We start from the raw sequence: 7,444 nt of genomic DNA, 5'->3' as shown, positions 1-7,444 counted from the left end.
AGGCGCTGCGCTGTGCCTCGTCCTCTACCTCAGTGATTAAACGCTCGCTGCGCAAGAACCGGACCAGATGATCGACCGTCTCGGTCAGGGCCGGCTCGCGAAGGCGGACCTCGGCCAGCCCTCGCCGGTGGCGGTACTGAGTGTTGTCGTAGCGCTTGTCCCGCATCGCCGCGATCTTGTCCGCAGACCGGGTGAGGAAATCGACCAGCGGATACATCTGATCGTTCGGCGTGCAGCGGCGGTTCAGCTGCTCGGTGAACGACGGGATGTCGTAGTAGTCGAAGCGATATCCGTACCGTTCGGACAGGATCCGGGTGACGTCGGTGAGGTTGTAGTAGTCGTCGGCGGTCATGTTGAAGACGCTGCCCGACTCGTCCGGCAGGCCCATCAACGTGACGATGTGATCCGCGATCAAGTCCGCCGGCAGCAGGCTGATCTGGTTGAGCGCGTTGACGGCGACGCCGTGCTCGATCATGAACGCCGTCAGGCGCACCAGGATGTCGTCCTGGCTGCCGAAGCCCGCGCGGGTCGGCGAGATCAGCGAGGGCCGGTAGATGCGGACGTCGAGTCCCTTGCGCTGCGCGGCCAGAGCCAGCTGCTCGCCGACCCACTTCGTCTGCGAGTAACCGAAATCCAGGCCGGCCATCTTCTCGTTCGCATCCCACTCCCCCACCACCGGCTCGGTGCTCCAGCCGTAGATGAACGTGCTGGACACCAGGTGAAATGCCTTGCGGTGGGCCGTCATTGCCAGCCGCAATAGCTCGCGGGTGCCCTCCACGTTGGCCGGCCGCAGGGCGTCGTACGTGCGGACGTAGTTGACCAGGGCGCCGTTGTGCACGACGGCATCGACGTCTCGCGCCAGTTGCTGGAAGGCCGCCTCCCCGATGCCCAGCGCGGGCTCCGCGAGATCGCCGCAGACGACGTGGACCCGTGCGCGGACGTCGGCTTCCAGCGCCGGCGTCCAGAGCTGGGCGCGGCGCAGCGACGCGACGATGCGGTCCAGGCCGTGCGCGGCATCCGCGGCGCGTACCAGTGCATGCACCGTGCAGGAGGTTTGCGCCAGCAGGCTGCTCACCAGGAACGGCCCGAGGAATCCGGTCGCGCCGGTGAGCAGCAGATCGGTAGGCTCACCCGGCCGCGCGGGCGCCAGTTCCGGCAGCGGCAGTGCCGCGTCGGCCCGCATCTGGGCGGCCTCGTGGGCCTCGTACTCGGCGGAGATCTGAGCCAGCGCCCGGCGCAGGGCGTCGAGCGGCTGCCCGGATCCGTCGCCGAATTGGCTGACCAGCCCAAAGAATTCGGACACCGTCAGCCGCTGCAACAGGCGGGTGTTGACCTCTTCGGCCAACTCCCCCGCGCCGTTCTCCTCCAGCAACGCCTGCAGGTCCGTGCGTAATTCGGCCAACGCCAGCGAGTCGATGCCGAGATCGGCGAACGAGCAGTCCTCGTCGCCGGTGAGGTCGTAGCTCTCGATGAGATTGCGGAAGCGCTCCAGCGGACCCGTCCCGGCAGCTAGGCCATCGTGAGTTCGGTTGGCCGCCTGGTTAATCCAGCTCGCGAAGGTGGGCAGCTTGTCGTCCAGCCACAGCTGGCGCGTCGATGAGCGCCGGACCTTGCCCGAAGTGGTCTTGGGAATGCTGCGCGGCGGTGCGAAGACGATCGCGTGCGGATCGATGTGGCAATGCCGTCGGATCGCGCGAGCCAAGGCCTTCGCGTCCGGAAGGTTGTGCTCGTCGCGCACCTCGGCGACGACGACCAGCGCTTCGGACTCATCGTGCTCGACCGAGAAGGCGGCGACGCAGCCGTGACGGACCTGCATGGCCGACCGCTCCACGACGGCCTCGATGTCCGACGGGTAGCAGTTGACGCCGCGAACGATGATCAGGTCCTTGGTCCGGCCGCAGCAGAACAGTTCGCCCTCGTACAGGAAGCCGAGGTCGCCCGTTCGCAGATAGGTGTGCTCGTCATCGCCTTTGATCCGGGCGCCGAAGGTCTCCGCGGTGACATCGGGGCGGTGCCAGTAGCCACCGCACTTGGACGGCCCGTCCAGCCAAATCTCGCCGATCCGGCCCTCGCCCAGGGCCTGCCTCGATTTGGGATCGACGATGCGGATCACGTTGTCGGCGACGGGCTTGCCGCAGCTGACCACTGGGGACTGGTTCTTGTTCTCGGGCCGGGCTTTTTCGACCCGCACAAGATTTTGCTCCAGCGCCCGCTTGTTCAGATTCAGAGTCTGGCGTCCTCGTCCGGTCACGCCCAGGGTGTTTTCGGCCAAACCGTAAGCGCCGGTTAGCGCGTCGGGCCGCAGACCGTAAGGAGCAAAGCGCTGCCGGAAGTGTGCGAAGGTCTTGGCCCGGAGAGGCTCGGCCCCGACGAATATGGTTTCCAGACTGCTCAGGTCGATCCCGTCCAGCTCGGACGTCGGGAGCTTGTCTTCGCGTACACAGTACTCGAGGGCGAAGTTCGGCACCGGCGTGTCGGTGGCGCGCACCTCGCTGATGAGCCGCAGCCAGGCCGACGGCCTCTTGAGGAAGTCGAGCGGTGACATCCCATGCGTGGTCCCGCCGAGCACCAATACGAACAAGTAAGCAGAGATCAGGCCCATGTCGTGGTGCTGCGGCAGCCAGCTGACCGCCACCGGGCGGCCCGTGACGGCACCGGCGTTGGCGATGACGTTGGCGTGGCTTACGATCACGCCCTTGGGATCGCTGGTGGACCCAGAGGTGTACTGCAGAAAGAGCACCCGGCCGGGCGTGTCGGCCACGGTGGCGCCGCCGAAGGCTCGCGTGCCATCCGTCGCTACCCACTGCAACTCTGGAAGCCGCTCGGCGTCCGGCCATGGCATTGTGCCCTGTCGGTTGCCGAGCAGCAGGCGGAAGTTGTATTCGAACTCCTTGGTCGACAGCACCGTTTTGGCCTGGCAATCCCGCGCGATGTAGCTCAGCTTGGCCATCCCCGCTTCGAACGCCATGGGCAGAGGGGGGCTGACCGGAACGGCGATCACGCCGATGCGCGCGCACGCATACAGCGCGGCGATCATTTCCAGACCGGGCGGGTAGACGAGCAGGGCACGATCGCCGGACTTGAGGCCGGCCTCCCTGGATAGGTAGGCGGCCAGTTCGCGGGTGCGTTCGGCGAAGGCCTGGTAGGTGTAGTGCTCGAGTTCGCGGCCATCGGCATCGACGAACCGGAAGAGGGTCTGGTCCGGCCTCTGCACTTCCCAGTTGTGCAGGTAATCGATCAGCGTCTCCATGTCGGAGTGATCCCCCTTCCAGGTTGGCGTAGCCCGAGAACGACTTCCGTCGTAAATATGAATCTAATGTAGCGCCGCCTGCGTACCCGAGCAAAAGGTTGAGCAGCACTAATTGCCATCGCACACTACATTCACAGGATAAAACTAAACCGCCGGAATTAATTGCACGGATGCTGATCTACGCGCATACGGACTTCAGTATCTCAGTGTTGTGCGACCAGGTATTATCTGCTCTGTCGCCTGAGATACTGAACTACGCATCTGCGAATCCACGCATTTACTATTGGCGACCAAACGGCATGCCCGGCCCAAACCAGACTTTTACCGGTCACACTCATTGGCTAATCGCAAAGCAAAAACGCAATTATCCACGGGATAACGCGGGTCGGAAAGCTCTGGGCGGTGCCGCGCCACCGAACCACCTGCGTGCCGGGCGGCGGCCGGCTACGCGGGCCGGGCGATGCGGATCCGCGGGCCCGCGCGGGCCACCAGTTTCACGATGCCGAGGAAACGCTCGCCGTCGATGATCGGCGACAGCGGCTCGTCCTCGGCTTCGATCGTCATCTCGTGGCCGTTGACGTCGCGTAGCCCTTTGCCGCGGAGCATGCCGTTGGTCAGGGCCGTCGGAAGCTGCGCCACGATCCTGGACGGCCGTAGGTTTCCGGCCTGAAAATGCAGCGCACCGGGCTCGGAAGCCTTGGGGAACAACCGAAGCGGACCACCGATGCGCAGGTCGATCGCGCCGGCGTGCAACAAGCTGTGCGTGCGCGACGGCACCTCATCGCCGTCGATCACCACGCGCGCCCGCGTCGGGGTGAACAGGATGGAGGCGTAATTCGGCGTCTTCACCCGGCTCGGGGCGACCTTGGAGGTGATGTAGTCGCCGAAGCTGCGAGCGATCACTCGGGCGACGGCCAGCCGACCGTGATCGGGTGAGTCGTAATACCGGTCGTAGAAACGGTTCCCGACGCCCCCGGCCGCCAGCCCGAAGCAGAGCCGATGAAACGCCGCGCCGTCCGCGGTTTCGCCATCGAGCACCAACGTGTCCAGGCTCACCTCGGGCGGACGCTGGTCCGTCTCGGCGGCGGACGTCAGCGCACGGATGATCGTTTCGGGCCGCCCGCGCACCTTGGCCTTGCGCGCGACGGCGTTGACGCTGCCGCCGTTGGTCGGTACGAACGCGGGCCAGCGTTGCGGATCACCGACGCAGCGCTCGATCTCGTTGATCAACCAGTGCAGTGCGCCGTCGCCGCCGTCGCCCACCAGGTGGGTGACCCGCGGCGCGAGCTGCTGGATGGCGCCGCGGAGCTCCTCGATCGAGTTGGTCTCGTGCACCTCGCCGCGGGGGCCGACGATGCGACGCAGTTCGGCGATGCGGTCGCGGGAAGCGGCGCGATTTCTCCGCGCTTTCGGATTGACGATGACGCCTAGATACATCCGGCGATCCCCGATGCGTGCCTGACAAAAAGCCGTCCGGGCAATCGCGCAGGTGGGATTTCGCTGGGCATCCCAGGCACGATACCCGCGCGTCGGAGTGGGCCCGTAACGCCGCCGCAGGTCCCCGCGGCCCGGCCGCCACCGTCGCAATTGCGAAGTTAGGGTGTCTGCCATGGCAGATTGGACCGCGGCGGAGCTGGCCTCGTTCGCCGGACGAACCATCATCATCACCGGCGCCAACGCCGGGCTGGGCGAGATCGCCGCCCGCGAGTTGGTTCGGGTCGGTGGTCGTGTCATCCTGGCCGTCCGCAACACCGACAAGGGCCACGCCGCCGCCGCGCGCGTGACCCGGTCGGCAACCGGCCCCGGGGCCGGGACAGCCGAGGTGCGCCGGCTCGACCTGCAAGACCTGTCGTCGGTGCGGCGCTTTGCCGAGGGCACCGACACCGTCGACGTCTTGATCAACAACGCCGGCATCATGGCCACCAAACACGCGGTCACCGTCGACGGCTTCGAGGGCCAGATCGGCACCAACCACCTCGGCCACTTCGCGTTGACCAACCTCCTGTTGCCCAAGCTGACCGACCGCGTTGTGACGGTGTCCTCGCTGATGCACCACTTCGGCTACATCAGCCTCAAGGACCTGAACTTTCAGTCCCGGCCGTATTCGGCCTGGCTGGCCTACTGCCAGTCCAAGCTGGCCAACCTGTTGTTCACCAAGGAGCTGCAGCGGCGGTTGGACGGCGTCCCCACATCGCTGCGCGCGCTGGCCGCCCACCCCGGCTGGTCGCACACGAACCTGCAGGGAAACTCCGGCCGCAAACTGGGCGACGCGGCGGTCCTGGCGGTCGACCGGATCGTGTCCACCGACGCCGACTTCGGCGCCCGCCAGACGTTGTACGCCGTCTCGCAGGATTTGCCGGGCGACACGTTCGTCGGCCCGCGATTCGGACTGTACGGCCGCACCCAGCCGACGTGGCGCAACTGGCCGGCAAAGCGCGCCGCCACCGCCACCGCCCTCTGGGAACTGTCCGAGCGGCTCACCGGGACGAAATTCCCGCTCTGAAGTGTTCCGGCCGCGTCGTCGTCCGGCCGGGCAACCCTTCCGCGCGCCGCCCGCTCGGGGCGCGGCTAGATTGGGTGGGTAGCGCAACCGCACCCAGCGAGGAGGTAATGCCATGTCGGACGCGCATCTGGCAGCCATTCTCGCCCTGTGCGCCGCCCTGGCGTCCGCGATCGGCAACGTGGTCCGGCAACGTTCCGCCCAGGAGGTCACCGACAAACGGGTGGGCCACCTGACGTTGTTCGGCATGCTGCTGCGCGACAAGCGTTGGTGGCTGGGTGGTTTGGGAGATATCGGCAGTTATGTGCTGCTGGCCGGCGCGCTGGACAACGGCTCCGTGTTGCTGGTGATGTCCTTGCAGGTGACGGCGCTGTTGTTCGCCCTGCCGCTCTACTCGCGGATGACCGGTAACCGCATCACCCGCCCAGAGTGGACCTGGGCACTGGTGCTGGCGGTGGCCCTGGCGGTGCTCATCGCGGTCAGCGACCCGACCGGCGGCCAGCAGCGGGCGCCGCTGCATATCTGGATCGTGGTGGCGCTGGTGATCGGCCCACTGCTGTTGCTGGGTTTGCTCGGCGCGCGTGTCTGGGCGGATCGTTCGGTCGCGGCGCTGCTGCTGGCGGCGGTGGCCGGCACGTTGCTGGCGGTGTTCGCGGTCCTGATGAAGGGCGTCGTCGACATTTTGGAACACCACCCGGGCCAGATATGGGTCTCATTCGAGCTGTACGCGCTGGTGTTCTGCGGGGCGGCCGGAATGGTCTATCACCAATCGGCTTATCGAGCCGGTGCGCTCACCGCCTCGCTGCCGACGATCATCGTGGCGAAGCCGGTGGTGGGCGGGGTGCTGGGCGTCGTCGTGCTCAGCGAGACGCTGGAGGCCGGCGGCTGGGAGTGGTTTCTCATCGCGGCGACGACGGTCGTGGTGATCGTCGCGACGGTCGGACTGGCTCGCGGTGAGGCCGCCTCCATGTCGGCCGGCGCCGGACGTGACGTGAAATCCAGCGCGCGGCCGAAGGCGGCCTCCCAGGCCTGAGCGTCAGACGGATGCGCGGCGCATGACGCGTAGCTGCTCACACCGAAATGGCTTGTCCGGTAAGGATTCTCACAAAGCGGCGTCGGCGAGCGCGGCCTACGGGTTGATCGTGTTATCGCCGACCTGGCGGCCCCAGACGTACTCGATCGCGTACGGCGATCCGGTGTCCAGGTGGTTGTAGGGCGCGATGCTGTTGCCGGTGTCCATGATCAACTCGGGTGCCGGCCACAGGTCGCGGGTGACCTTCTGCCAGCATCCCGGCGCACCGCCGGGGCCGCCGCGCGCGTTGACCCGGGGCAGGTTCTCGGGATAGATGTAGGGATTGGGCGCACCGCCCACCACGCCGGCAATGCCGCCCACCATCGACGCGAGAACGGGCACCGCGGACACCGGGTTCGCGATCAGTCCCAGCCCGGAGAGCACCTCGGTGTCCATGTTGAGCGAGTAGCCATTGAACCCGCCCTCGGCGGCACCGGTGGCGGGCAGCGCATCGTGTTCGTTGCGCATCAAGCAATAGATTTCCGGGCTGTAGGTGTCCAGCAGTTGCGCCGTCGGCACCAGGTCGGCAGCCCCGCGCGCCAGATACGGCCCACCCTTGTTGAACAGATCCGCACCCGTGTTGCCGAACCCCGCCGCCGACAACAACGCCTGATCCAGATCC

5 protein-coding genes are annotated in these 7,444 nt (G+C 66.7%); 2 read left to right on the top strand and 3 right to left on the bottom strand.

What is annotated here, in order from left to right; genetic code table 11:
- Both VFW69_RS05115 and VFW69_RS05110 read right to left on the bottom strand, forming a co-directional pair.
- On the bottom strand, window positions 1–3,250 hold a 3,250-nt coding region (locus tag VFW69_RS05115), incomplete at its 3' end, for a thioester reductase domain-containing protein (protein WP_526498822.1).
- 444 nt (window positions 3,251–3,694) lie between these two features.
- Window positions 3,695–4,687 carry a diacylglycerol/lipid kinase family protein gene (locus VFW69_RS05110; RefSeq protein WP_526498820.1) on the bottom strand — a complete coding sequence of 331 codons (993 nt, stop codon included), beginning with the start codon at window positions 4,685–4,687 and terminating at the stop codon, window positions 3,695–3,697.
- Between the two features lie 172 nt (window positions 4,688–4,859).
- Here VFW69_RS05110 and VFW69_RS05105 point away from each other — a divergent pair, with 172 nt between their 5' ends.
- Window positions 4,860–5,753, top strand: coding sequence for an SDR family NAD(P)-dependent oxidoreductase (locus VFW69_RS05105; RefSeq protein ID WP_526498818.1), 894 nt, complete (start codon window positions 4,860–4,862; stop codon window positions 5,751–5,753).
- A 112-nt stretch (window positions 5,754–5,865) separates the two neighbouring features.
- Entirely contained in the window at window positions 5,866–6,783 is a 918-nt protein-coding gene (locus tag VFW69_RS05100; protein ID WP_526498816.1) for a DMT family transporter, read from the top strand.
- Window positions 6,784–6,879: 96 nt separating this feature from the next.
- On the opposite strand, the gene VFW69_RS05095 is transcribed toward VFW69_RS05100, so the two are convergent.
- The coding region (locus tag VFW69_RS05095; RefSeq protein WP_526498814.1) for an MCE family protein at window positions 6,880–7,444 on the bottom strand (565 nt) is incomplete at its 5' end.

Source organism: Mycobacterium sp. (genome assembly GCF_036273375.1).
GTDB lineage: Bacteria > Actinomycetota > Actinomycetes > Mycobacteriales > Mycobacteriaceae > Mycobacterium.
The sequence above is the reverse complement of the archived record's forward strand: the minus strand, read 5'-3'. Positions and strand labels throughout refer to the sequence as shown.

Bases quoted from the DNA above. Each gene is read 5' to 3' on its own strand.
- VFW69_RS05110 (WP_526498820.1), bottom strand. From the start codon at position 4,687: ATGTATCTAGGCGTCATCGTCAATCCGAAAGCGCGGAGAAATCGCGCC.
- VFW69_RS05105 (WP_526498818.1), top strand. From the start codon at position 4,860: ATGGCAGATTGGACCGCGGCGGAGCTGGCCTCGTTCGCCGGACGAACC.
- VFW69_RS05100 (WP_526498816.1), top strand. From the start codon at position 5,866: ATGTCGGACGCGCATCTGGCAGCCATTCTCGCCCTGTGCGCCGCCCTG.